25 protein-coding genes are annotated in these 24,106 nt (G+C 73.7%); 6 read left to right on the top strand and 19 right to left on the bottom strand.

The features are described from left to right. Positions 1-112: 112 nt before the first annotated feature. The 8 genes from AQJ64_RS46535 to rimP form a co-directional block, all read right to left on the bottom strand. Positions 113-3,844, bottom strand: a complete 3,732-nt coding sequence (locus AQJ64_RS46535; protein WP_059203120.1) for a S1 family peptidase — start codon at positions 3,842-3,844, stop codon at positions 113-115. A 276-nt stretch (positions 3,845-4,120) separates the two neighbouring features. Continuing rightward, positions 4,121-5,026 carry a tRNA pseudouridine(55) synthase TruB gene (gene truB / locus AQJ64_RS28860; protein WP_055633098.1) on the bottom strand — a complete coding sequence of 302 codons (906 nt, stop codon included), beginning with the start codon at positions 5,024-5,026 and terminating at the stop codon, positions 4,121-4,123. Then, entirely contained in the window at positions 5,023-5,472 is a 450-nt protein-coding gene (rbfA, locus tag AQJ64_RS28855; protein ID WP_059203119.1) for a 30S ribosome-binding factor RbfA, read from the bottom strand. Before rbfA ends, truB begins: the two co-directional genes overlap by 4 nt. 52 nt (positions 5,473-5,524) lie before the next feature. Beyond that, a complete protein-coding gene (locus AQJ64_RS28850; RefSeq protein ID WP_059203129.1) occupies positions 5,525-5,821 on the bottom strand; it encodes a DUF503 domain-containing protein in 297 nt (98 codons plus the stop codon). A 228-nt stretch (positions 5,822-6,049) separates the two neighbouring features. Then, positions 6,050-9,136, bottom strand: coding sequence for a translation initiation factor IF-2 (gene infB, locus AQJ64_RS46530; RefSeq protein WP_079061999.1), 3,087 nt, complete (start codon positions 9,134-9,136; stop codon positions 6,050-6,052). 149 nt (positions 9,137-9,285) lie between these two features. Continuing rightward, a complete protein-coding gene (locus AQJ64_RS28840; protein WP_079061998.1) occupies positions 9,286-9,582 on the bottom strand; it encodes a YlxR family protein in 297 nt (98 codons plus the stop codon). Positions 9,583-9,719: 137 nt separating this feature from the next. Continuing rightward, positions 9,720-10,706, bottom strand: a complete 987-nt coding sequence (gene nusA, locus AQJ64_RS28835; protein ID WP_059203116.1) for a transcription termination factor NusA — start codon at positions 10,704-10,706, stop codon at positions 9,720-9,722. Positions 10,707-10,708: 2 nt separating this feature from the next. Continuing rightward, positions 10,709-11,221 carry a ribosome maturation factor RimP gene (gene rimP / locus AQJ64_RS28830; protein WP_059203115.1) on the bottom strand — a complete coding sequence of 171 codons (513 nt, stop codon included), beginning with the start codon at positions 11,219-11,221 and terminating at the stop codon, positions 10,709-10,711. Between the two features lie 204 nt (positions 11,222-11,425). Between rimP and AQJ64_RS28825 the strand changes: the two genes are divergently transcribed. Genes AQJ64_RS28825 through AQJ64_RS28815 form a run of 3 tightly spaced genes read left to right on the top strand, consistent with a single transcriptional unit; the run spans position 11,426 to position 13,466 of the window. Then, positions 11,426-12,025: a hypothetical protein gene (locus tag AQJ64_RS28825; RefSeq protein ID WP_059203114.1), complete on the top strand. Its 600-nt coding sequence runs from the start codon at positions 11,426-11,428 to the stop codon at positions 12,023-12,025. Beyond that, the gene (locus AQJ64_RS28820; RefSeq protein WP_059203113.1) at positions 12,022-12,531 is read left to right on the top strand and encodes a ferritin-like domain-containing protein; all 510 of its coding nucleotides are present in this window, start codon (positions 12,022-12,024) and stop codon (positions 12,529-12,531) included. The genes AQJ64_RS28825 and AQJ64_RS28820 overlap by 4 nt, the downstream gene beginning before the upstream one ends. Positions 12,532-12,560: 29 nt before the next feature. Continuing rightward, a complete protein-coding gene (locus AQJ64_RS28815) occupies positions 12,561-13,466 on the top strand; it encodes an aminoglycoside phosphotransferase family protein (RefSeq protein WP_059203112.1) in 906 nt (301 codons plus the stop codon). Positions 13,467-13,631: 165 nt separating this feature from the next. On the opposite strand, the gene AQJ64_RS28810 is transcribed toward AQJ64_RS28815, so the two are convergent. Genes AQJ64_RS28810 through AQJ64_RS28800 form a run of 3 tightly spaced genes read right to left on the bottom strand, consistent with a single transcriptional unit; the run spans position 13,632 to position 15,544 of the window. Beyond that, positions 13,632-14,096 carry a hypothetical protein gene (locus AQJ64_RS28810; RefSeq protein WP_055633241.1) on the bottom strand — a complete coding sequence of 155 codons (465 nt, stop codon included), beginning with the start codon at positions 14,094-14,096 and terminating at the stop codon, positions 13,632-13,634. After that, positions 14,097-14,900, bottom strand: coding sequence for a BN159_2729 family protein (locus AQJ64_RS28805; protein ID WP_055633242.1), 804 nt, complete (start codon positions 14,898-14,900; stop codon positions 14,097-14,099). Next, positions 14,897-15,544, bottom strand: coding sequence for an RNA polymerase sigma factor (locus AQJ64_RS28800; protein WP_240512569.1), 648 nt, complete (start codon positions 15,542-15,544; stop codon positions 14,897-14,899). Before AQJ64_RS28800 ends, AQJ64_RS28805 begins: the two co-directional genes overlap by 4 nt. 215 nt (positions 15,545-15,759) lie before the next feature. On the opposite strand from AQJ64_RS28800, the gene AQJ64_RS28795 reads away from it, so the two are divergent. Both AQJ64_RS28795 and AQJ64_RS28790 read left to right on the top strand, forming a co-directional pair. After that, a complete protein-coding gene (locus tag AQJ64_RS28795; protein ID WP_055633244.1) occupies positions 15,760-16,182 on the top strand; it encodes a helix-turn-helix domain-containing protein in 423 nt (140 codons plus the stop codon). 149 nt (positions 16,183-16,331) lie between these two features. After that, positions 16,332-16,562 (top strand): hypothetical protein, encoded by a 231-nt coding sequence (locus tag AQJ64_RS28790; RefSeq protein ID WP_240512570.1) that lies wholly within the window; start codon positions 16,332-16,334, stop codon positions 16,560-16,562. A 7-nt stretch (positions 16,563-16,569) separates the two neighbouring features. On the opposite strand, the gene AQJ64_RS28785 is transcribed toward AQJ64_RS28790, so the two are convergent. The 4 genes from AQJ64_RS28785 to AQJ64_RS28770 are packed head-to-tail and all read right to left on the bottom strand — an operon-like array spanning position 16,570 to position 19,565. Further along, the gene (locus AQJ64_RS28785; RefSeq protein WP_240512571.1) at positions 16,570-16,803 is read right to left on the bottom strand and encodes a ferredoxin; all 234 of its coding nucleotides are present in this window, start codon (positions 16,801-16,803) and stop codon (positions 16,570-16,572) included. Position 16,804: 1 nt separating this feature from the next. Continuing rightward, positions 16,805-18,022, bottom strand: coding sequence for an NADH-ubiquinone oxidoreductase-F iron-sulfur binding region domain-containing protein (locus AQJ64_RS28780; protein WP_055633246.1), 1,218 nt, complete (start codon positions 18,020-18,022; stop codon positions 16,805-16,807). Then, complete coding sequence (locus AQJ64_RS28775; RefSeq protein WP_055633247.1) at positions 18,019-18,600, bottom strand: ferric reductase-like transmembrane domain-containing protein; 582 nt, start codon at positions 18,598-18,600, stop codon at positions 18,019-18,021. The genes AQJ64_RS28780 and AQJ64_RS28775 overlap by 4 nt, the downstream gene beginning before the upstream one ends. After that, positions 18,597-19,565 carry an FAD:protein FMN transferase gene (locus AQJ64_RS28770; RefSeq protein ID WP_055633248.1) on the bottom strand — a complete coding sequence of 323 codons (969 nt, stop codon included), beginning with the start codon at positions 19,563-19,565 and terminating at the stop codon, positions 18,597-18,599. The genes AQJ64_RS28775 and AQJ64_RS28770 overlap by 4 nt, the downstream gene beginning before the upstream one ends. Before the next feature lie 12 nt (positions 19,566-19,577). Between AQJ64_RS28770 and AQJ64_RS50220 the strand changes: the two genes are divergently transcribed. After that, complete coding sequence (locus AQJ64_RS50220; protein WP_055633249.1) at positions 19,578-20,009, top strand: hypothetical protein; 432 nt, start codon at positions 19,578-19,580, stop codon at positions 20,007-20,009. Between the two features lie 40 nt (positions 20,010-20,049). Here AQJ64_RS50220 and AQJ64_RS28760 read toward each other — a convergent pair whose 3' ends face one another. From AQJ64_RS28760 to AQJ64_RS28745, 4 genes are all read right to left on the bottom strand, one after another. Continuing rightward, complete coding sequence (locus AQJ64_RS28760; RefSeq protein WP_055633250.1) at positions 20,050-21,753, bottom strand: proline--tRNA ligase; 1,704 nt, start codon at positions 21,751-21,753, stop codon at positions 20,050-20,052. Positions 21,754-21,826: 73 nt separating this feature from the next. Then, complete coding sequence (locus AQJ64_RS28755) at positions 21,827-22,360, bottom strand: GNAT family N-acetyltransferase (protein ID WP_055633251.1); 534 nt, start codon at positions 22,358-22,360, stop codon at positions 21,827-21,829. Positions 22,361-22,381: 21 nt separating this feature from the next. Next, positions 22,382-23,230, bottom strand: coding sequence for a GNAT family N-acetyltransferase (locus AQJ64_RS28750; RefSeq protein ID WP_055633252.1), 849 nt, complete (start codon positions 23,228-23,230; stop codon positions 22,382-22,384). 264 nt (positions 23,231-23,494) lie between these two features. Continuing rightward, the coding region (locus tag AQJ64_RS28745; protein WP_159060312.1) for a flavodoxin-dependent (E)-4-hydroxy-3-methylbut-2-enyl-diphosphate synthase at positions 23,495-24,106 on the bottom strand (612 nt) is incomplete at its 5' end.

Raw genomic sequence — 24,106 nt, 5'->3', positions numbered from 1 at the left:
CGTGTCCGTATCAACCGTTGCTCTTACGCAGGTCTAAGGGTGCCATGCCGGGTGCTTCCTCCCCGCATCGGCATGGGGGTGTGACTCGATCCACGTGCGCCGGCGGCTCCGGTCAGGCGGGTACCCGCACCCCCGCCAGGTCTTCCAGGGTGCGCCGCGCACCCGGACCGACCAGGACCGCCCAGTCCCCCGGGGCGTCGGCGAACCAGCCCGTCGCCCGCGCGGCGAAACCCGGGAGGTGGCGGGCCAGCTCGACCAGGCCCCGGTCGAAGCGGGTCGCGCCGTCCGGGGTGCGGGCCAGGAGCAGGCCGGTGCGGTGGACGAGGGTGCGCAGCTCCTCGCCGCCGCGCTGCGGGGCCGCGTGCAGGACGGCGTCCAGAACGGCCGGTGAGTGCTCGTGGGCCAGCAGGAACTCCAGCAGCTCACGCCGCAGCGGACGGGAGTCGGGGGTGCCGGGGGCGAGCAGGACACCGGCCAGCGCGGCCCGCACCTGCTCGGGGCCGCCGGTCTCCAGCAGGCCGGTGACCAGGGGGAAGAGTACGGCCCGGGCGGCCGGCCCCTGGTCCAGGCGGTGGTCGACGTAGGCGGCGACGTCCCCGGCGGTGTCCGGCCGCCGCCGTACCGCCTCCCGTACGACGGCGGCGACCCGGTGGGCGAGCGAGGGCGGGGTCGCGTCGGCGAGGGCCCGCAGGGTGCCGCTCGCACCGGGGCTGTCCAGGCGGGCCCGGACGGCGTCCAGGACCGGCTCGGGATGGGTGCCGAGCGCGGTCAGCAGGGCGCTCGGCGGAAGCTGTGGATCGCCCGCCGCGAAGCGCTCCAGCGCCCGGGGCAGATGGCGGTCGCGGGTCTCGGGGTCGCGGACGAGGAGGGCGAGCGCGCCGCCGTGCAGGGTGGTGTCGTCGGGGCGGGCGAGCAGGGCGAGCGCCGCGTGGCGCAGCAGGCCCCGGTCGGCGTCGGTGGTCGTGTGCGCGGCGGTGCGCCGGGCGTAGGTCAGCGCCGCGGTCCGGCGGGCGGGCCGCTCGTCGTGGGCCCAGCGGTCGACGGCCCGGCAGAGCGCGGACGGCTCGTCCTCCGCGAGCACGGTGAGCAGTTCGTCGGCCCGGTGGTGCCCGCAGCCGACGAGGATCTCGGTGAGGTCGTCCGGCGACCGGTGCCGGTGCGTGTGCAGCAGCGCCTGCGCGGCCGTCGCCACGGTGGCGTGCGGGGTCGCGGGCAGCGGCCGCTCGTCGTCGAACCAGCGCGTGAGACACGGCTGTACGGCGGTGGAGTCGTCGGCGAGGAGACGGGCGACGGCGTCGAGGTACCGAGGGGCGCCGACGCGCTCCGGGGCGGCGTCGGCGAGGACGAGCCGGCGCAGCAGGTCCAGGCGCAGTTCGGGCGGCAGGGCGAGCCGCGTCCAGAACCCGGGTCCGAACTCGGGGCACCGGCCCGTCCGTCCGTCCCCGGCGCCACCCCGCCGCGGCTGCTCGCCCCTCGCCGCGCCCCGGCCCGCCTCCTCGCCTCCCGCCGCGCCCCGCCGCGGCTGCTCGCCCCTCGCCGCGCCCCGGCCCGCCTCCTCGCCTCCCGCCGCGCCCCGGCCCGCCTGTTCGCCTCCCGCCGCGCCCCTGTCCGGCGCCTCGCCCCCCGCCACGACCCGGTCGGCGAGCTGGCGGAGGACTCCGGTGTACGGGGTGGCGTCCGGGACGCGCAGCAGGGTCTCGGCGAGCAGTCGGGCGGCCCACCAGGACGCGCCCTCGGCGCCCAGCGCGCGCAGCAACTCCTCCAGGCGGGCGCGGAGTTGCCTCGTGCCCTGCTGGCGGCCGAGGAGGAGCAGGGCCTGGACGACGGGGCCGATGCGGTGGTGCGGGACGGGGAGCGGATGGCCGCCCTCGGGGGTGCGGCGGCGGTGGACGAGGGCGCGCAGGGCCTCGTCGAGGTCGAGGTGGACGCCCTGGATCCAGTCGGCGAGTTCCTCGTGGGCGAAGCGGTAGCCGCCGTCGGCGGGCACCAGCAGGCCCTCGGTGAGGACGGCGGAGGCCCAGCCGGTGCCGCCGCCGAGCCGGGCGGGTGCCGGTCCCCAGGGGAACACGGCCTCGAAGGACGCCCGGTCCAGCTCGCCCTGGCCCGGCCCGAGGCTGCGCCGGGCGGCCTCGTGGACCTGGCCGGAGACCTTCGCCGCGAGCCGGCGTACGGCGGTGCCGCGCAGGCCGTTCTCGGCGGCCAGGCGGACGGCGACGCGCAGGCACATCAGGTCGAGGTAGGCGGAGAGGACCTCGTCGCGGTCGACGGGGTGGGCGGGCGGGGGGTCGGGCAGGGCGGCGCGGACCTCGGAGAGGAGCCGGATCGTGAGCGGGTGCCGGGCGTCGGGGCCGGTGAGCGCGGTGCCGGGGACGGCGTACCGGGCGCGGGCGGCGCGGGCCTCGTCCGGGGTGAGGTCGCCGAGCGGGACGCAGGGCGGGAGCGCCCCGGCCGTCTCCTCCCGGGGGTCCGTGCCGTCGTGCAGCATCTCGGGCGGGAACCGGGTCCCGGCCCGCTCCCAGTACTCGGCCCGGCAGGCCACCATCAGGCGGGCGCCCGTGCGCCGCAGCCACTGCGCGGTGCCCTCGGTCCAGTCGGCGAGCCGGTGGGCGAGGACGGGCGGCATCTCCTCGGGGCCGTCGAGCAGCAGGAGCAGCGGGCGTCCGGCGGCGTGGGCGAGGCGGGCCAGGCGGTCGGGGCGGATGTCGCCGAGGTCGGCGGGTTCGGTGCCGGCGGACACCCCCGACGGGTCCGGCGCCGGGGCCGTCGGGTGTCCCGCGTGGGAGGCGGCCACGATACGGGCGGCGCGGGTCAGTGCCCTGCGGGCCGCGTCGGCGAGCGAGTCGTCGTCCTCCTTGAGGTCGGCGCCGCGCAGCCACAGGGTGGGGGCGGGTTCCGGGCCCCCGGTGCGGCGGGCGGCGAGGGCCGCGAGTTCCGTCGTACGGCCGCTGCCCGGTGCTCCGACGAGCCCGAGGACGGCCGCCGGGCCGGTGGCGAAGGCGGCGAACTCCCGTGCCGTCGCGGCGCGTTCGACGGTGGCCACGGTGGTGCCGCGGGGGCCGCCCGGGTGACCGGAGAAGGCACCGGGCGGACCGTCGGAGGCCACCGAGGTGGCGGTGAGCTCCAGGACGCCCGCGAGATTGAGGTCGGCGCCGTACGCGGGCACGGTGGCCGCGTTGCGGGCGAGCAGGTCGGCCAGCGGGCCGGGGGCGGCGGGGCGCAGGGGTACGGCGAAGCCGGCCTCGCGGTCGCCGGAGCGCAGGGCGGTGCCCAGGACCGCGACGACCGCCCCCGTCCCCGCGTCCAGCACCGGTCCCCCGCTCGCGCCTCCGCCGAGCCGCAGCGCGTCCCGGCCCGCCGTGCCGATGGCCAGTTCCAGGGCGCCGTCGATCCGGTGGACGCGGTCCCCGGCCGGGTACGTCACCTGCGTCGCGCCCAGCACGCGTGCCTCGCGCCAGCAGCCCGCGGCCAGCCGGACGTACGTCCCGGTGCCGACGGGTTCCCGGACGGTCACCGGGAGCGGGTCCGTGCCGAGGCCCTCGGTGCGGACCAGGGCGAGGTCCAGCTCCGGGAGCGGGGTGACCGCCGCGGCGGTCACGGCGCAGACACGGCCGCCGGCGCCGTGCAGGGTGAGGCCGGGCAGGCCGTCCACGGCCTCGTGGCTGGTGACGACCGTGCCGAGGTGGTCGGCGACGAAGCCGGTGCCGCGCGGGCGGCCGGCGAGGTCGCGGAGGAGGACGAGGGGGGCGGCGGGGTGGGTGTCGCCGGGTGGCGCGTCCCGGGGTGTGCCGGTGGAGGCGGTGTGCACGCCGTGGTCGTCGTCCGTCCACGGGCCCCGTCCCGCCATCGCTCTACCTCCCCGCAGCGCCCTTGTGCCCTCGGTCCGACGGTAGGCATGCGGTGATCAAGAAAACAGCTGCCGCGACGAAAGCGCCCCCCTGCACTCCCTCGGTTCACTCCGAGCGCCTGCCCGGACGGGTGAATGAACCCGGGCGGTCGGACGCACGCTAGGGGTGGGGGAACCGAGGGGGGACCGTGGAGCGGCGGGGCAGTGGATCACCCCGTGTCCGCCGCTCCACGGGCAGAGCGGCATGCGGGCCGGCCGGCGACCGGGTCGGAGGGGTCAGCTCAGCACGGCGAGGCTCTTGGCCTTGCCCTTCTGCTCCTCCACCAGGGCCAGGAAGCGGCCCTCGGGGTCGAAGACGGCGACCGGGCCGGCGTCCGCGTACTCCTCGGGCATCTCCAGGCGGACGCCGTTGGTGAGCAGCCGGGCCCGCCTGGCGTCCACGTCCCAGCGGGGGAACGCGGCCGCGGCGGCCTCGGCGATCGGCATCACGGTCAGCTCCTTCTGGAGCTGGTCGAGCGTCTTGGCCGAGTCCAGCTTGTACGGGCCGACCCGGGTGCGGCGCAGGGCGGTGAGATGTCCGCCGACGCCGAGGTCGGCGCCCAGGTCGCGGGCGAGGGCGCGGATGTAGGTGCCGGAGGAGCAGACGACCGAGACGACCAGGTCCAGGACGGGGGTGCCGTTCTCGGCGACGGCGTCGCGGACGTCGTACACGGCGAAGGAGGAGATGGTCACCGGGCGGGCCGGGATCTCGAACTCCTCGCCCTCGCGGGCCCTCTTGTACGACCGTACGCCGTCGATCTTGATGGCGCTGACCTTGGACGGCACCTGCATGATGGCGCCGCTGAGCTTGGCGATGCCGGCGTCGATCGCGTCCCGGGTGACCTGGGAGGCGTCGGCGGAGGCGGTGATCTCGCCCTCGGCGTCGTCGGTCAGGGTCGTCTGGCCGAGGCGGATCGTGCCGAGGTACTCCTTCTCGGTGAGGGCGAGGTGACCGAGGAGCTTGGTCGCCTTCTCCACACCGAGGACGAGCACGCCGGTCGCCATCGGGTCGAGCGTGCCGGCGTGGCCGACGCGGCGGGTCTTGGCGATGCCGCGCATCTTGGCCACGACGTCGTGGGAGGTGAAACCCGACGGCTTGTCGACGATGACGAGGCCGTCGGGCGCGGTGGACTTGCGGTTCATTCGGCGGTGTCGTCCGTCTCGTCGTCACCGGGCTTGCGGTACGGGTCGGCCTCGCCGGCGTACCCGGCGCCCGCGGACGCCTCGCGGACCTTCTCGTCGGCGGCGCGCGCCTTGTCGAGGAGATCGTCGATGGTGCGGGCGTTGTCCGGGAGGGCGTCGGCGACGAAGGCCAGCGTCGGCGTGAACTTCACACCGGCCGCGCGGCCGACCTCGGAGCGCAGGATGCCCTTGGCGCTCTCCAGGCCGGCGGCCGCGGCCGCCCGCTCCTCGTCGTCGCCGTACACGGTGTAGAAGACGGTCGCCTCCCGGAGGTCACCTGTGACCCTGGTGTCCGTGATGGTGACGTGGGAACCGAGCCGCGGGTCCTTGATCCCGCGCTGCAGCTTCTGCGCCACCACCTCTCGGATGAGGTCCGCCAGCCTCTTGGCGCGCGCGTTGTCGGCCACTGGTCCGTCTCCCGTTCTTTCTTGCGTGTCGTGTCTGTGTGCTGTTCTGTGGTCAGTCGTCGTCTTCGCCGTGGAAACGGCGTCTGACCGACAGCAGTTCCACCTCCGGGCGGGCGGCGACGAGCCGTTCGCACCGGTCCAGTACGTCGGTCAGGTGCTCCGCGTCACCGGAGACCACGGCGAGGCCTATGCGGGCCCTGCGGTGGAGGTCCTGGTGGTCGACCTCGGCCGCGCTCACCGCGTATTTACGCTGGAGCTCGGCGACGATGGGGCGGACGACGGAGCGCTTCTCCTTCAGCGAGTGGACGTCGCCGAGGAGCAGGTCGAAGGACAGAGTCCCCACGTACATGTGCAGCCGGTTCACCCGCCGGTACGGGATCGATGGCCCTGTCGGCCGTGTGGGACAGGGGCATCATGAACGGTACCGCGTTCCTGGCGGCGCCTCGACGGGGTTTTCTCTCCCACCCGCCCACCCGCCCACCCGACTCGGTCGGACGAGAGGTGCCCCCCAGGGCAGGACACGGCGGTGTGCCGGCCCGCGGGGACGAGCCCCACGGACCGGCACACGAACCGGGGGTTACACCCGCGGCTTCTCGCGCATCTCGTACGTCGCGATGACGTCGTCGATCTTGATGTCGTTGAAGTTGCCGAGGTTGATACCGCCCTCGAACCCTTCGCGGATCTCGGTGACGTCGTCCTTGAAGCGCCGCAGACCCTCGATGTTGAGGTTCTCCGCGATGACCTTGCCGTCGCGGACGAGGCGTGCCTTGGTGTTGCGCTTGACCTCGCCCGAGCGGATGAGGACACCGGCGATGTTGCCCAGCTTGGACGACTTGAAGACCTCGCGGATCTCCGCCGTACCGAGCTCGACCTCTTCGTACTCCGGCTTGAGGAGACCCTTCAGGGCCGCCTCGATCTCCTCGATCGCCTGGTAGATGACCGAGTAGTAGCGCACGTCGACGCCCTCGCGCTCCGCCATCTGCTGCGCACGGCCGGCTGCCCGGACGTTGAAGCCGATGACGATCGCGTCGGAGCCCATGGCCAGGTCGATGTCCGACTCCGTGACCGCACCGACGCCGCGGTGCAGGACGCGGATGTCGACCTCTTCGCCGACGTCCAGCTGGAGCAGCGAGGACTCGAGGGCCTCGACCGAACCGGAAGCGTCACCCTTGATGATCAGGTTCAGCTGCTGGACCTCGCCGGCCTTCAGCGCCGCGTCCAGGTTCTCCAGGGAGAACCTGCGCGTGCGCTTGGCGAAGGCCGCGTTGCGCTCGCGGGCCGCACGCTTCTCGGCGATCTGGCGGGCCGTACGGTCCTCCTCGACCACGAGGAAGTTGTCGCCGGCGCCCGGGACGTTGGTCAGACCCAGGACCTGGACCGGCGTCGACGGGCCGGCCTCGGCCACGTTGTTGCCGTTGTCGTCGAGCATGGCGCGCACGCGGCCGTAGGCGTCGCCCACCACCATCGTGTCGCCGACCCGAAGGGTGCCTCGCTGGACGAGGACCGTCGCCACGGCACCGCGGCCGCGGTCGAGGCGGGACTCGATCGAGATGCCCTGCGCGTCCTGGTTCGGGTTGGCCCGCAGGTCGAGCGAGGCGTCGGCCGTGAGGATCACGGCCTCCAGCAGCGAGTCGATGTGCAGACCCTGCTTGGCGGAGATGTCGACGAACATGGTGTCGCCGCCGTACTCCTCGGCCACCAGGCCGTACTCGGTCAGCTGACCGCGCACCTTGGTCGGGTCGGCGCCCTCGACGTCGATCTTGTTGACCGCGACGACGATCGGGACGTCGGCCGCCTTGGCGTGGTTGAGCGCCTCGACCGTCTGCGGCATGACGCCGTCGTTGGCCGCGACGACCAGGATCGCGATGTCCGTCGACCGGGCACCACGGGCACGCATGGCGGTGAACGCCTCGTGACCCGGGGTGTCGATGAAGGTGATCGCGCGGTCCTCGTCGTTGACCTGGGTCGAGACCTGGTAGGCACCGATGTGCTGGGTGATGCCGCCGGCCTCGCCCGCGATGACGTTCGTCTTGCGGATGGCGTCGAGCAGTCGGGTCTTGCCGTGGTCGACGTGACCCATGACGGTGACGACCGGGGGACGGACCACCAGGTCGTCCTCGTCGCCCTCGTCCTCGCCGAACTCGATGTCGAAGGACTCGAGCAGCTCGCGGTCCTCCTCCTCCGGGCTGACGATCTGAACCTCGTAGTTCATCTCGCCCGCGAGGAGCTGGAGGGTCTCGTCGGAGACGGACTGGGTCGCGGTGACCATCTCGCCGAGGTTCATCATGACCGCGACGAGCGACGCCGGGTTGGCGTTGATCTTCTCCGCGAAGTCGGTGAGCGACGCGCCGCGGGAGAGACGGATCGTCTCGCCGTTGCCGCGCGGCAGCATCACACCGCCGACCGACGGGGCCTGCATGGCCTCGTACTCCTGGCGACGCTGACGCTTCGACTTGCGGCCACGACGCGCGGGACCACCGGGACGACCGAAGGCGCCCTGCGTGCCACCGCGGCCACCGGGACCGCCGGGACGGCCGCCGAAGCCGGGACGGCCACCGCCGCCACCGAAGCCGCCGCCACCGCCGCCGGGGCCACCGCCACCGGGGCGGCCGGCGAAACCGCCGCCGCCACCCGGACGGGCGCCGCCGCCGGGACCGGCCGGACGGCCGGCGAAGCCGCCGCCACCGGGACGACCGCCGCCACCGCCGGGCCTACCGGCTCCGGCCGGGCCACGACCGCCGCCGGGGCCACCGCCGGGACGCGGGCCGGCAGCGGGACGCTGCGGCATCATGCCGGGGTTCGGACGCGGACCGCCGGGACGCGGGCCACCGGGGCCTGCACCCTGCGGACGCGGCATGCCCGCCGGCGACGGACGGGAACCGCCCGGAGCCTGCGGACGGGGACCGCCGCCCTGGGCGCCGGGCGCCTGCGGACGGGGACCGCCGCCACCGGGGGCACCACCCGGGCCGCCGGGGCGCGGGGCGCCCTGCGGACGGGGGGCCTGGGGGCGGGCCATACCGGCGTTGCCGCCGGACGTGAAGGGGTTGTTGCCCGGACGCGGACCGGACGGACGGGCACCGCCCGGACGGGGAGCGCCGGCGCCACCGGGGCGCTGGCCCTGGCCGGCGGCCGGACGCTGGCCGCGGTCCTGCTGTCCCTGGCCGGGACCGCCCGGACGGGCGCCGGGCCGGGGGGCGCCGGGGCGCGGTCCCTGACCCTGGGCGGCGGCCGGACGGGGAGCCTGCGGGGCGGCCGGGGCCGACGGCGGAGCGGTGAACTCCGGGGCGGCGGGAGCCGGGCGCGGCGCGGGCTTGGGACCGGGCACGGGGCGCGGGCCCGGGGTCGCCGGCGCGGGGGCCGACGAGGCCGCGGGGGCGGCCGGAGTGGTGGGCGCCTGAGGCGCGGCGGGCCTGGGGGCGGCCGGCCGCGGGGCAGCCGGACGGGCCGACTGCGCCGGGGAGGGCGCACCAGGCTTGGGGGCGGCCTTGCGCGGGGCGGACTTGCCGCCGCCCTGGAAGGCGTCAGTCAGTTTGCGGACTACGGGCGCTTCGATGGTCGAAGACGCCGAACGGACGAATTCACCGAGTTCTTGGAGCTTGGCCATGACGACCTTGCTCTCCACGCCGAACTCCTTGGCGAGTTCGTATACCCGGACCTTAGCCACTTCGCTCCTTTTAGGTCCGGGTTGCCGCCGGACCGTCGCTACTTCATGGGCGTACTCATCGCGTGCTCATCGAGTGCTCATCGCAATCTCGACCTACTTCCAACTCGCGGGGTACCTGACCGCGCGGACGTTCCGCGCGACGTGCTTTCTTACGGTGTTGCCTGATCGGCAACTGTCGTCTGCTCGACGAACTGGCGCAACGCCTTTGTGTCGAGCGCTCCCGGGGCTCGCAACGCCCTCGTGAACGCCCGGCGGCGCACCGCCTGGTCGAGACAGACCAGTGCGGGGTGTACATACGCACCCCGGCCGGGCAGCGTACCGCGAGGATCGGGGACGCAAGCGTCCTCGATCGCCACGATGCGCAGCAGCTCCGTCTTGGCCGCTCGCTCCCGGCACCCCACACAGGTGCGTTCAGGGCATGCTCCGGTGTGCGTCCGGCCAGACACAGTTAAGTCTACCTCCCCGCGGCCACCTCACCCCTTCGGGGCAGGAGTCGAACGGTTGCCGCGATACATATGACGTGATCTAAGCGGGCCCCGGCTGGGATCTATTCCCTCGAACGGCCCAACCCCTGGTGGGACATCTAGTCGGACGGCTGCTCGGTGTCCGGCCGGATGTCGATCCGCCAGCCGGTGAGGCGGGCGGCGAGGCGGGCGTTCTGGCCCTCCTTGCCGATCGCCAGGGAGAGCTGGTAGTCCGGCACGGTCACGCGCGCGGAGCGAGCCGCGAGGTCCACCACGTCGACCTTGGAGACCCGGGCCGGGGAGAGCGCGTTCGCCACCATCTCGGCCGGGTCGTCCGACCAGTCGACGATGTCGATCTTCTCGCCGTTCAGCTCGCCCATCACACTGCGCACCCGGCCGCCCATGGGGCCGATGCAGGCACCCTTGGCGTTCAGGCCCGAACGGGTGGACCGTACGGCGATCTTGGTGCGGTGACCGGCCTCGCGGGCGATGGCGGCGATCTCGACGGACCCGTCGGCGATCTCCGGCACCTCCAGCGCGAACAGCTTCTTCACCAGATTGGGGTGGGTACGCGAAAGCGTGACCGAGGGACCGCGCACCCCCTTCGCCACCCGAACGACGTACGAGCGCAGGCGCATGCCGTGCGGGTACGTCTCTCCGGGGACCTGCTCCTGGACCGGGAGGATGGCCTCCAGCTTGCCGATGTCCACGAGCACGTTCTTGGGGTCGCGGCCCTGCTGGACCACCCCGGTGACGATGTCGCCCTCGCGGCCGGCGTACTCGCCGAGCGTCGCGTCGTCCTCGGCGTCGCGCAGCCGCTGCAGGATGACCTGCTTGGCGGTGGTGGCGGCGATACGGCCGAAGCCGGACGGGGTGTCGTCGAACTCGCGGGGCTCCTGGCCCTCTTCGAGGTCCTCGGGGTCCTCCTTCGCCCACACGGTCACATGCCCGGTCTCCCGGTTGAGCTCCACGCGCGCGTGTCGGCGGCTTCCCTCGGTGCGGTGGTAGGCGATGAGGAGGGCCGACTCGATCGCCTCGACCAGCAGGTCGAAGGAGATCTCCTTCTCCCGTACCAAGCCCCGCAGGGCGCTCATGTCGATGTCCACGGCTACGCCTCCTCTTCCTTCTCGTCCTTGACGTCCTGGTCCTTGCGGTTGAACTCGACCTGCACGCGCGCCTTCTCGATGTCCGGGAAGCCGAGTCTGCGGGTCGTGGCCTTGCGGCCCTTCACGCCGGGCACTTCGAGGTCGAGGCCGTCGTCGTCGGCCTCGAGGATCCGGGCGACGAGTTCACCGCCCTCCGCGAGCTGGAACCGCACCAGCCGGCCGGTGGCGCGCACGTAGTGGCGGTGCTCGGTGAGGGAGCGCTCCGCGCCCGGGGTGCCGACCTCGAGGGTGTACTCGCCCGCGCCCATCGCGTCCGTCTCGTCGAGCTTCGCCGAGAGCGCGCGGCTCACATCGGCGATCTGGTCCAGGTCCGCCCCGGTGTCGGAGTCGACGACGACACGCAGCACACGCTTGCGACCGACGGAGTCCACGGCGATCTCTTCGAGATCCAGGCCCTGGGAGGTGACGAGCGGTTCCAGGAGCTCTCGCAGCCTCTCGCTCTGGGTGGTGCTCATCCGGGTGACTCCTCGGCCGCGTGTGCTGTTGTGGGATGGGTCGCGTGTCTGGTCAAAGGGTATCCGGTCGCGGGGAGTGTTGCCGTCCACCCGTGCACGGAGGGTGGCGACGGTGGGTGGCGGAGGACTCGGTCCGGCGAGTGCGCAGGTACGGTGATCACGGACCTGTCTCCTGCTCGTACGGATTTCCCGAGGACGTCTGCCGTGCCGTTCCCGCTCCCTCCGCGCACCCCGTCCGGGCCGCGCAGAAGAACCCTGCTCGCGTCGGCCGCCGGGGCGGCGCTGCTCGTGGGCTGCTCGTCCGGTTCCGAGAGCTCCGAGGAGGTCGCGAGCGGCAGCCCGTCGGTCACCGAGCGGGCACGCGCGCGTGCGGCCGAGGACAGCGGCGGGCTGCTGGCGCGGTACGACACCGTCCTCGCCGCCCATCCCACGCTGGCGAGGCGGCTCGCACCGCTGCGGGCGGAGGTCGTGCGGCATGTGGAGGCGTTCGGGGGCGCCGGGTCGACGCCGACCGCGTCCCCGTCCGCCTCACCCACGTCTGCCGCCTCACCCCCGCCTTCCGGGTCTTCCGTGCCTTCCGGGTCTTCCGTGCCGTCCGCGTCTTCTCCTGCCGCCGCGAGTCCGGCAGCCGCTCCGGCGACCGAGAAGGACGCGCTCGCGGGGCTCGCAGCCGCCGAGCGGGAGCTGGCGGACCGCAGGACGAGCGCGCTGATCGACGTCCCGGGCGAGCTGGCGCGGCTGCTGGCCTCGGTGGCGGCGGCCGGCGCGGCCCACGCGTATCTGCTGACGGAGGGGACCCGATGACGCAGGCGACCGAGCAGAGCGGGAAGCGCGGGGAGAGCGGAGAGAGCGGGGAGCTCACGGCGCTCCAGGCGGCGCTGGCCGCCGAGCACGCCGCCGTGTACGGATACGGCGTGGTCGGCGGACGGATCGGCGCCGACCGGCGTACCGAGGCGCGGGCCGCGTACGACGCCCACCGGGCGCGGCGGGACGCGCTGGTGCGCGAGGTGCGCGACCTGGGCGCCGAGCCGGTCGCCGCGAGCGCCGCGTACGCGCTGCCGTTCCCGGTGCCGGACGCGGCGACGGCGGTCCGGCTGGCCGCGGAACTGGAGGAGCGGGTGGCCGGGGTGTATTCGGACCTGGTGCGGGCAGCCGCGGACCAGCGGCGCCGGGAGGCGGCCGGGGCGCTGCGGGAGGCGGCGGTGCGCGCGGTGCGCTGGCGCGGCGGCAGCGTAGCCTTCCCTGGGCTCGCCGAGCGGGCGGGCACGGATGCGGCGACCTCCGGAGTGCCGGCGACGCCGACGGCGTGACCCCGCAGAGGGAAGGGAACGACTCGCGCATGGCTTTCGAACCGCCGCAGCGGCTGGTGCGGGCGCTCGGGGAGACGGCACCGAGCGGTGACGACTGGTTGGAGAAGCTGCCGGAGGCGGCCGGACAGGCCGTCGTTCTACGCGAGTTGACCGTCGAGCGGGTGCAGGTGCCGGGTGGCCGGAGCAGCCTGGTGGTGCTGGTGCGCCGGGCGGACGGGACGCCCGCCGTGCTCAAGCTGGCCCCGCCCCGGTTCCGGCCGGAGGCGGAGCGGGCGGCGCTGGCGCACTGGGGCGGGCTGGGCGCCGTACAGCTGCTGGACGGGCCGGTGACGGAGGGGGTGCTGCTGCTCGAACGGCTGCACCCGGATGTCTCGGTCCGGTCGCTGCCGGAGGCGAAGGCGCTGCTGGAGGCGGCGGGGACTTTGCGGCGGCTGTGGGTGGAGCCGCCGGCCGACGGCGGGGTCGCGGGCGGCTTCGAGACCGTGGCCGGGCGGACCGGGCGGCAGGCGGAGGCGATGCGGGCGAGTGCCGGCGGGGAGGTCGTGGCCCTGGTGGACGCCGCGCTCACGGCCCGGGCGGAGCTGTTGGCCGCGCCGCCCGAACACCGGCTGCTGCACGGGACGTTCCGGCAGAGCAAGGTGCTGGCGGCCGAGCGGACGCCGTGGCTGGCGGTGGGACCGGATCCGGTGGTCGGCGAGTGTGCGTTCGATCTGGCGCGGCTGGTGCGGGACCGGGTGGAGGATCTGATCGCCTCGCCGTCGGGGGCGGCGACCACGCGGCGGCGGGTGAGGAAGCTGGCGGAGTCGCTGGAGCTGGATCAGGAGCGGCTGCGGGGGTGGACGCTGTTCCGGGCGGTCGAGTCGGGGGTGCGGGCCCTCCGGGTGGGGCGGCGGAGGGATGCGGAGCTGTTGCTTGAATTCGCTGGGTGGCTCTAGGGCGGTAGGGGGTGTCGTGGCTGGTCGCGCCCGCGTGGCGGAGCCGCACATGGAGGGAGCCCCGGGCCCCTTCTTGCGGGCAGCGCCCCCCGCCGGGTGAGGGGGCAGGGGGCGCTGCGGTCCGGTCGGCTTGCCTCCCGAGCCTGCCGGCCGGAGTCTCGGGTGTCAGGGGTCGGGGGGTGTGGTGAACAGGGCTTCCTCCAGGGCCAGCAGACGGGTGTGGCGGCGGATGTGGGTGGCCTGGTCGGGGATGCGGGGGCCCTCGCGTCGCGGGGGTACGACGGTGGGTTCGGCGTAGCGGACGTGGGCGAACAGCGGGAGGTCGGCGGGCGGCAGGCGCCAGGACAGCAGGCGTTCGCCGGCCATGAGCCGCAGCAGGTGTGTGCCGCCGGGCCCCGTGTCGGTGGCCGGGGTGACGACCGCGCTCGACGGGTGCAGTGCCGCCAGCCAGGCGAGGAGGTCTGCGCGTTCGCGGGAGATCCGGGTCAGTTCCCGTTCGTAGGAGTCGGCGTGCCGCTGCCAGCGGGCCAGTTCCTGCCGGCAGTCGTCCAGGTCGAGGGCGAGGCGGTGGCGTGATCCGGTGCCGCGTGCGCGCAGCAGACGCAGCAGACACAGCAGGGCGGGGGGCACTCAGGGACGCCCCGAGGGCCGCACCGGTGACAGCGGCCCCAGTTGGGCCTGCACCTGGGCGAGCGTGCAGCGCTCGGGGCGGCCGTCGAGGGACAGCAGGGGCATGCCGTCGGGGGTGCGGCAGCCCTGGAAGTACCAGAGGTCCCCGTTCGTGTCGCGCTGCGGCAGGGCCAGGTCGAAACGGGTCCCGTCGAGCCGGAACGGGCGCCGCTCGGGGCCGCCGGCCCTGCTCGGCGGTGCCGTGCCGCTGCCGCGTGCCACGACCGTCACCGGGACGCCGTCGCGTTCCCCCTGGGCGGTCACCGTGTGCGGGCGGGACCGCTCGTCGGCGCCGGTGAGGCCCAGGTACGCGCGCCAGCGGGCCCACTGGGCGGGGTCGTCCACCCGGAGCAGGACCCGCACCCGGTCGCCGTCCACGCGGATGCCGTGCGGGCCGGGGTGTCCGTGCATCTGCCGCTCGACGGCGCGGGCGACCTGCCGGGCGCGGGCACAGGAGTCGTCCCAGGCCAGCGCCTGCCGTTCCAGCTCGGTGACCGGCCGCACCGGTTCCGGTTCCGGTTCCGGCGCGGCCGGTCCCTCCGGTTGCGACGGGGCGGCGCGCCGCCCCGGTTCGTCGGACCGGCGCGGGGTGCGGGACCAGTCGCCGTCCGGTGCCCGGTGCAGCAGGACGCCGAAGGAGCGTTCGGGGTCGGTGAGGAGGCGGGCCGAGTCCAGGGCGCGGGCGGCGGCCGTGGCCTGGTCGGGGGGTACGGAGCGCAGTGCCGCGTGGATCACCCGGGCGGCCCGGGGGAGATTGCTGTTCACACGGACACCGCCCCGGTCGTCCAGCGCAGGTTCCGCAGCGCGCGATACGTCAGCGTCTTGACGGCGCCGACGCTGCGGCCCATCTCGCGGGCCGTCTCCTCCGGGGTCAGCTCGTCGAGGAACCGCAGTTGCACGCAGTGCCGTTGGTGCGCGTTGAGCGAGTGCAGTGCGGTACGGACCGTCTCATGGGCCTCGACGGCCTCCAGTTCGCGCAGGGCGAGCGACTCCGGGCACCGGCCCGGCGCCTGGGGGTCGTGGAACTCGGCGACCGGGGTCTCCCACCGGGTGCGGCCGCGGGCGAGTTCGTCGAAGTAGAGGTTCTTGGCGATGGTGGTGAGCCAGGCGGCGAAGGCCCGGCCCTGCCAGGTGTACGAGTCGATGCGGCGCAGGGCGCGGGTGAACACCTCCTGGGTGAGGTCCTCCGCCAGGTGTCTGTTGCGGGTGCGGATGAGCAGGAAGCCGTACACGAGGCGGTAGTGCTCGTCGTACAGGGCGGCGAACGCCTCCCGGTCGCCCGTGCGGGCCCGGGCGACCAGCTCGGGTTCCGGGGCGACCGGAACGGTCGTGGCGCTGTCGGTGGGGAACACGAAGACCTCCGCATCTTCAATATTCATGTAGATGTAGATTTCCTGAAGGGACGTCACCCGGAGTGGGTGCGTATCGGGGATGTCGGCAGTCTTCACGCAGATGCATACAGTGTCAAGCCGCTCACACAGCGCGAGGGGGAAACGGGTCCGGGAGCACGGGGGCGCACGGAAGCGCCTTCTCCGCCACAACGCTCCGGCGTGCACCAGAAGCCCCGTCCGGCGGTCTGCGATCTACTTGCGCCTGTAGATATCGATGACGGATCCTCTGAGGCGTGACGAACCAGCGGAGCGACTCAGGAGACCCGGAACCCGGCGACGATCCCGCACCGCGGGACGAGGATCTGGCGGCTCTGCTCGAACGCCTCCTGGCACAGGCCCCCGGACGCACCCAGAAGGATCTGGCGTCCGAGGCCGGCATCGCGTACCCGACGCTGAACGCCTGGATGAACCGCACCCGCGGCACCTCCCGCATCGACCCGGAGAAGCTGCGCGCCATGGTCGAGGTGTTCCGGCGCTGGGGCGTCACCACCACACCGCGGGAGTTCTTCGAGTCGGTCGGCCGTCCCGTGCCCGGACCCAGCGGGGACGAACGGGAGGCCCGGCTCCTGATGCTGTACCGGCAATTGCCGGAGTCACGCCAACGCGCGCTGCTCAAGGACGCCGAGGCGATGCTTCAGGTCAGCCGTATCACCTGAGGCGACAGGCGAGTTGCGGATGAATATGACGAAACCCCCCACGGTCCCGTCGGCCATCGGTACCATCAGTGCGCCGCTGGCCTCCCGGAGCGGATCACTGCGTGTCGTTGTGCATCCCTGGGGAGACAGTTGTGTGCGTCCACATTTGCATGGCAGACGATCTGCCGAGAATCGCGGTCTGGGATCCTGACGAGGTCAGCATCCAGGTGGCCAGGGGCTTCCAGGTACGCGACGCGCTCCGGGAAGTCCGGGACATCCTGATGATCGATCTGGGTGCCCCCGCGTCGCGCGGCGGTCTGCTCGTGTGTTTCTGCGGCATGCGCGTGCATCTTCCACGCGAACTCACCCCTTACGCCTCCTCCCCCTGCACCGTCGGCTGATCCTCCGTCAGCCCGCCTGCGCGGGGGCGAGTCTGAGGGCGAGCACGGGGCAGTCGGCGGCGGCCCGGCGGGCCCGCTTCACCGTCCGCGCGGGGACAGGGGTGCCGTCGAGGAGCGGGTAGCCCCATTCGTCGAGCGTGATGTGCTCCGGGAGGAGCTCCGCGCACAGGCCGTGGCCCTGGCAGGACGTCCAGTCGATGTCCAGGTTCATCCGCCGGTCCGGGTTCGTCTGCCGGTCCATGTCAGGCCTCCTGGGGTACGGGCAGCAGCGCAGTGCGGTCGGTGGCCGTGCAGTGGCCGTGGGCGTGCGCGTCGGCCTCGGCGGCGAAGGTCGTCAGCGCGCTGCGGACCAGCCGGACCGTGCCGTCCGGGTGGTGGCAGGCGCCCCGGCCCTCCACCAGGCCGGACCAGCGGGCGAGATCGGTGCGCACGGTGCCCTGCGGGCCGGGTGCGGCGAGGGCGGCGAAGGCGGTGGCGATCCGGGGCAGGCCGTTGAGGCACGGGCCGCACTGGCCGGCCGACTGGAGGGCGAGATAGCGCAGCACCCGGGCGGTCTCGGCGAGGCCGCAGCGGCCGACGGGCAGCGCGGCCAGCACGCCCGCACCCAAGTAGCCGGCGTCCACGGTGAGTTCGGCGGCCTCACGGGCCGGGATCCAGGTGCCGTGGTAACCGCCGACGAGCACCGCCGAGGCGTCCTCCAGGGGCAGCAGCCGGGTCAGCGGCAGACCGTAGGGCGCCTCGGTCACCCGGGGTTCGTGTCCCGCGACATGGACCGTGCACAGGGCGCTGCCCGGCTGGGCGGGGGTACCGGCGCTGCGGTACCAGTCGGCGCCGTAGCGGGCGACGAGCGCGAGATGGGCGAGGGTCTCCACGTTCTGGACCAGCGTCGGCGCCCGGTGCACGCCCCGCTCGCGGACCGGCGGGCTCGGGTGAGCGGGCAGCGCGGCACCGCCGGAGACGTACCGGGCGAGGGCCGAGGCCTGTCCGGAGAGGAAGGACTTGGGCAGCCGTACGACCGTGACGGGCAGCGGGTCGCCGGAGCGCTGCGCGAGCGCGGACTCCAGCCAGGTCGCACCGTCCTCCACGCCCAGGTACGCCTCCCCCGCTCCGACCGCGTGCGCCGCGATCTGCAGACCGTCCAGGACCAGGTGCGGGGACAGGCGCAGCAGCGTCTTGTCCTTGCGGCTGGCGGGCTCGCCCTCCGCGCCGTTGGCGACGACCACCGGTGCCCGGCCGCTGCGGCGGCCCGCCTCGGCGACCGAGACCAGCTTGCGGTACGTCGGGAAGGCGGCTCCGCCGCGCCCCGTGAGACCGGACTCGGCCACCGTCCGCAGCACGCCCTCGGGGTCGCCGTGGGAGAGCGGGCCGTAACGCTGGTGGTGGGTGGGCAGGTCGGCCGGGGCGGCGCCGGGGGCGAGCAGGCGCGGGGACATGTAGAGATCGGGGAAGGTCGCGGTCACGGGCGGGCTCCATCGGCGGTGCGCAGCAGGGCGGCGGGGGTGCGGCGGGCGGCACGGGCCGCGTGGGCGAGGCGGGTGCCTCCGGCGGTGACGACCGTGGCCACGCAGGCGACGGTGAGCCAGGTCATCCAGTCGGCGCCGGTGTCCGTACCGATGCCGATGCCGTGGATCAGGGCGACCGGCCAGGAGGCGTACGCCAGCCAGTGGACGGCCCGCCAGGTGCGGTGCCCGAGACGCTCGCGCAGCAGGCTCGTGACGAGGACCGCGAGCATCAGGTCGAAGGCGACCGTGCCGAGGCCGAGCCACAGGGGCTGGTAGTCGGAGACGAAGGGGATCAGGGCGTCGACGACGGTGATGTTCACATAGCCGTCGGCGATCGCGGTGGTGAGGTGCAGGGCCAGGAAGGCGGTGGCGGAGAGGGAGAGCGTGCGGTGCAGGGTCATCGTGCCGAAGCGGGGCAGACCCGGGACGCGGGCCCTCAGGTGGACTGCGATGCCGAGGAGTACGACGACCGTGAAGAGGACCAGGCAGACGGCACCCGTGGCTCGGTTGGCGTACCAGAGGGTTTCGCTCGTCACGCGGCCGCCTCCAGCACGTCGGTCGGCCAGCCCGGTGTGGTGACGACCAGGCCGTGCCGCGTGACCAGGCGGGCCGGGAGGCGCAGGCGGGTCAGCCACGTCTCCGCGCCCTCGCCCTTCACCAGCGCCGCGGTGCTCGCCGCGTTCGCGTCGGCACAGGTGGCCGCGGCGACGGAGACCGTGCGCCAGGGGGAGCGGACCGGCAGGCCGGTGCGCGGGTCCACGATGTGGTGCAGGTCGTGGCCGCCGCGCTGCCAGCGCCGGGCGGTGGTGCCGGAGGTCGCCAGACCGCCGCCGCGCAGGCCGACGGTGGCGTACGAGCCCTGCGCGGGCGTCTCGTCGACCGGACCGGTGATGTCCTGGACGCGGATCTGCCAGCCGCCCGCCGGGGCCTCGCCGGCGACGGCCGTGTCGCCGCCCAGGCTGACCAGGACCCCGCAGCCGGCCGTGTCGGCCAGCATCCGCGCGGCCCGGTCGGCGGCCCACGCCTTGGCGGTGGCGCCGAGGTCGAGGCGGACGCCCCGGGGGACGGTGACCGTGCCGGTGGCGCGGTCGAGGGTGACGGTGCGCCAGCCGGGGGTGCGGCGGAGCGTGAGGCGGACCGGGCGGTCGTCCTCCCGGACGAGGGTGAAGTCGCGGTCGTAACCGATCGCGTCCATGGCGGAGCCGACGGTCGGGTCCACGGCGCCGTCGGTCGTGGCGGCGGCCCGCAGGGCCACGTCGAGGGCCTCGGCGAGCAGCGGGCTCACCCGGACCGGGCGGCCGGCGGTGGCGTCGAGGGCGGTCAGTTCGGAGTCGGGGCGGAAGCGGCTGCACGCCGCGTCGACCTCGGCGAGGTGCCGGGCGAGGAGCAGGTTGCAGGACTCCAGCAGGGCCGGGTCGGTGACGACCAGGCGGACGGTGGTGCCGAGGGCTCGCCATTCGGTGGCGGCCGTGGTGCGGGACCCCGGCGGCGTGGTCGTCACGACGCCCCCGAGGTGGAGTCGGCGGAACCGCCGGAGGAGGAGGTCAGGCCGCCGGAGCCGTCCGAGGAGGAACTGCTCGACGAGTCGTCCGAGCCGGAGGAGTCCGTGGAGCCGGACGAGCCGGACGAGCCGGAGGAGTCCGTCGAGCCGGACGAGCTGCTCGAGCTGTCCGAGCTGTCCGAGTCGCTGCTCGTGCTCGAGCTGGAGCTCGTTCCGCTGCTCGCCGACGTGGTGGCGTCCGCCTGCAGGGTGCCGATCAGGGCGAACACCCCGGCCGCCCCCGCCAGCGTGACCGCGGCGGCGAAGGCCGCGGTCCGCCGTGCGCCTCTGCGGACCGCTGCCGCGGCCCCGCGTTCTTCTTCCCTGGTCGCCATGACCGTTCCCCTCCGCAGTGACGTTCTGTCACGCACTACGGTCGGGGAACGGCCTGAGAGAAGTCTGTGAGGATCCCATAGACCCCGACAGAACTCTCTGAGAGCTTTCTTTAAGCGGTGAGCCGCGCGATCGCCTCGTCCACCGTGAGCTCCTCGCGCTCGCCGGTCCTGCGGTCCTTCAGCTCCAGCACGCCCTCGCCCGAGCGACGGCCCGCGACCAGGATCTTCGGTACGCCGATCAGCTCGGAGTCGGTGAACTTCACGCCCGGGGAGACCCCGGCCCGGTCGTCGACCAGGACGCGCAGGCCGGCCGCCCGCAGCTTCTCGGAGACCTCGAGCGCCAGCTCGGTCTGGAGGGCCTTGCCGGCCGCGACCACGTGGACGTCGGCCGGGGCGACCTCGGCCGGCCAGCACAGCCCCTTGTCGTCGGCGGTCTGCTCGGCGAGGGCCGCGACCGCGCGGGAGACGCCGATGCCGTAGGAGCCCATGGTGACGCGGACCGGCTTGCCGTTCTGGCCGAGGACGTCGAGCTTGAGGGCGTCGGCGTACTTGCGGCCGAGCTGGAAGATGTGGCCGATCTCGATGGCGCGGTCCAGCTTGAGGCCGGTGCCGCAGTTCGGGCAGGGGTCGCCCTCCTGGACGACCACGACGTCGACGTAGGTGTCGACCTCGAAGTCACGGCCCGCGACGACGTTCTTCGCGTGCGTGCCGTCCTTGTTGGCGCCCGTGATCCAGGAGGTGCCGGGGGCCACGCGCGGGTCGGCGATGTAGGTGACCTTCTCGCCCAGGCCCTGCGGGCCGACGTAGCCGCGCACCAGGTCGGGGCGGCCGACGAAGTCCTCGGCGGTGACCAGCTCGACCGTCGCCGGGGCGAAGTGCGCCTCGACCTTGCCGAGGTCGACCTCACGGTCGCCGGGCACACCCACGGCCACGATCTCGCCGTCGACCTTCACGAGGAGGTTCTTCAGCGTGTCGGAGGCCTGGACGCCGAGGTGGGCGGCGAGGGTCTCGATGGTGGGGGTGTCCGGGGTCGGGATCTCCTCCAGCGCGGGCACGCCCTCGGCGGCCACCGGCTTCAGCTCGTACGAGATCGCCTCGGTGTTGGCCGCGAAGTCGCAGTTCGGGCAGTCGGCGAAGGTGTCCTCGCCGGCGCCGGCCGGGGCGAGGAACTCCTCCGACTTGGAGCCGCCCATCGCACCGGCGGTGGCGGCGCAGATGCGGTAGTCGAGGCCGAGGCGCGCGAACACCCGCTGGTAGGCCTCGCGGTGCAGGGCGTAGGAGTGGGCGAGGCCCTCGTCCTCGGTGTCGAAGGAGTAGGAGTCCTTCATCAGGAACTCACGGCCGCGCAGGATGCCGGCCCGCGGACGGGCCTCGTCACGGTACTTGTGCTGGATCTGGTACAGGATGACCGGCAGGTCCTTGTACGAGGACGCCTGGTCCTTGACCAGCAGGGTGAAGATCTCCTCGTGGGTCGGGCCGAGGAGGTAGTCGCCGCCCTTGCGGTCCTTCAGCCGGAACAGCTCGGCGCCGTACTCGTCCCAGCGGCCCGTGGCGTCGTACGGCTCACGGGGCAGGAGGGCCGGGAGCAGCACCTCCTGGGCGCCGATCGCGTCCATCTCCTCACGGACGATCCGCTCGACGTTGGCCAGGACCTTCTTGCCGAGCGGGAGCCAGGACCAGATGCCGGCGGCCGTGCGGCGGACGTAGCCGGCGCGGACGAGGAGCTTGTGGCTGAGGACCTCGGCGTCCGCCGGGTCGTCGCGCAAGGTCTTCGCCATCAACTGGGACATGCGCTGGACCGGTGCGTTCGCCATGGTTCTCGTACTCCTGCCGGGTAAGGGTGATGGCAAGGAGGTTAGCCGGGAGCGCGGTGTCGCCGGAAATCCGTTACTTCCTGAGCAGCGGGAGCGGGGCGCCCATGACGGCGTACGGGCGCGGGGCGCTGGGGAACAGGACGCGGCGGGCGAGGTCGTCGTAGCCGAGGGAGCGGTAGAGGGCGCGGGCGGGGCTGTCGAAGTCGATCGCGGAGAGAATCGAGCGGGGCTGGCTCGCGCTGTCGGTGATCGCGGTGATCAGGGCCCGGCCCGCGCCGCGGTTCTGGTACCCGGGGTGGACGTGGAGTTCGGTGATGACGAAGGAGTCGTCGAGCCAGAAGTCGGTGCCCTGGGCGCGGAGGTAGGGCTCGACGACGGTGGACCACCAGTGGGTGCGGTCGTTCGGCATGCCGTAGACGAAGCCGGCGAGGCGGCCCTCGGGGGTGGTGGCGCCGAGGGCCCGGGCGCCCGGGTACGTCATGTGGCGCAGGACGATCTGGCGGCGGACCGCGACCTCGTCGGGGCCGAGGCCGAAGGCGACGGCCTGCACCGCGAGGGCCTCGTCCACATGGGCGGGGAGGTCCAGGGGGCCGATGACGAGATCCATGGCGGGGAGCCTACAGGTGCCTCAGAACAGCACGCTCATGAATGCGCCGACCTCCTGGAAGCCGACCTTCCGGTACGTCCTTCTCGCGGGTGTGTTGAAGTCGTTGACGTAGAGGCTGACCACCGGGGCCACGTCCGCGAGGGCGTAGCGCAGGACCGCGGCCATGCCCGGGGCGGCGAAGCCCCTCCCCCGGTACTCCGGGGCCACCCAGACGCCCTGGATCTGGCAGGCCTGCGGGGTGGCCGCGCCGATCTCCGCCTTGAAGACGACCCTGCCGTGTTCGTCGAGGCGGGCGAAGGAGCGGCCGGAGCCGACGAGTTCGGCGACGCGGGCCTGGTAGAGCAGGCCTCCGTCGCCGGTCATCGGGGAGACGCCCACCTCCTCGGTGAACATCGCCACGCAGGCCGGCATGATCGTCTCCATCTCGTCCTTGCGGATGCGGCGGACGTAGGGGTCGGGGGCCATGTCGGCGGGCATGCGGTCGGTGACCATGAGGGGCTGGTGGGCGCGGACCTCGCGGGCGGGGCCCCAGTGGGGTTCGAGGAGGCGCCAGAGCTGGGTGGTGGGCTCGGCGGGGCCGACGATGGAGGAGCAGCGGCGGCCTGCTCTGCGGGCGCGGTCGGCGAAGGCGCGGACGGCGCGGGGGGTGGCGCAGATGGGGACGAGGTTGGCGCCCGCGTAGCACAGGGACGTCAGCATGCCGTCCTCGTACCAGCCCCACATCTCGCCGCCCAGCCGCCAGGGGTCGAGGCCCGCGACCTGGACACGGGAGGTGACGAAAGCGTTGGTCACCGGCTCGCGGTCGAGGACGGCGAGCGCGGCGTCCAGGTCGCTCGGTTCGAGGACCCGGGAGGTGGTCTGGGTCAACAACTACGGGGCCTCACACTCAGGGCTGCTGATCCCCGCACTGTACCTTCGGAAGCTGAGCCGTGCCGCCCCCGGTGTCGTGCGGTGACCGTCGGCCGCGGTCCCGCCGTGGGGGCTGCCGGCCCCGGCTGCGCCGCTGGGGCCGGGCGCCTGCGCACTCGGGAAGGTGCGCCGAGTTCGCGACGTGCGGGTTGTGCGGGGCTGATCGCGCAGTTCCCCGCGCCCCTTCGGGGCCTGCGGCCCCTCAAGGACGCAGGCCCACTCCCGTCAGCCCGCGACCGCCACCGAGGGCTCGCCCGAGGCGACTCCCTCCGCCTCCATCTGTTCGGCCAGCTTCATGGCCTCCTCGATGAGGGTTTCGACGATCTTGGACTCCGGGACGGTCTTGATGACCTCGCCCTTGACGAAGATCTGGCCCTTGCCGTTGCCCGAGGCGACCCCGAGGTCTGCCTCCCGGGCCTCGCCGGGGCCGTTCACCACACAGCCCATGACGGCGACCCGGAGGGGGACCTCCATGCCGGTGAGGCCTGCCGTGACCTCCTCCGCGAGCTTGTAGACGTCCACCTGGGCACGGCCGCAGGACGGGCAGGAGACGATCTCCAGGCCGCGCTGCTTGAGGTTCAGGGACTCCAGGATCTGGTTGCCGACCTTGACCTCCTCGACCGGCGGGGCCGAGAGGGAGACGCGGATCGTGTCGCCGATGCCCTGGGAGAGGAGGGCGCCGAAGGCCACCGCCGACTTGATCGTGCCCTGGAAGGCGGGGCCCGCCTCGGTGACGCCGAGGTGGAGGGGGTAGTCGCACTGGGCGGCGAGCTGGCGGTACGCCTCGATCATCACGACCGGGTCGTTGTGCTTGACCGAGATCTTGATGTCGCGAAA

It is taken from the genome of Streptomyces griseoruber, from assembly GCF_001514205.1.
Lineage (GTDB): Bacteria > Actinomycetota > Actinomycetes > Streptomycetales > Streptomycetaceae > Streptomyces > Streptomyces griseoruber.
This window is presented reverse-complemented; position numbering and strand designations above follow the sequence as displayed.